This is a genomic window from Leifsonia sp. SIMBA_070 (assembly GCF_046534635.1).
Classification (GTDB): Bacteria; Actinomycetota; Actinomycetes; order Actinomycetales; family Microbacteriaceae; genus Leifsonia.
In genome coordinates this window covers 1-426 of record NZ_JAWRYK010000040.1, presented here as the reverse complement: position 1 = coordinate 426, position 426 = coordinate 1, and the positions used below count along the sequence as shown (strand labels likewise).

At 35.7% G+C, this 426-nt stretch carries 1 pseudogene; it reads left to right on the top strand.

Annotated elements, in window-relative coordinates:
• Positions 1-426 (top strand): annotated as a pseudogene (locus SB754_RS19300) (IS5/IS1182 family transposase); the annotation flags it as partial.

Here is a 426-nt window from a genome sequence, read left to right as displayed (position 1 = left end):
ACCCTAGCTCTTTAACGAAATTTCGAAAGCTCCGTTTAAAAGACATAAACCTTTTGGATATGCTCATTCATAAAACCGTTGAGATTGCGATTGAAAAGGAAATCATTAAAAACAAAACGATTATTGTGGATGCCACCCACACGAAAGCCAGATACAATCATAAGACTCCAAAAGAAATATTGATGGACCAATCTAAAAAATTAAGAAAAGTAATCTATTCGATAGATGAAGAGATGAAAAATAAATTCCCGGCCAAAACCACTACTGATGTATTACAGGATGAAATTGCTTATAGCCAGAAGCTCATCGAGGTAGTGGAAACAGAAGAGCGTATCACCCAATATCCAAAGGTAAAAGAGCAGTTAAATCTATTAATAGAAACGGTAGCTGATGATATCGAACAGTTAAGGATCTCCAAAGACCAAG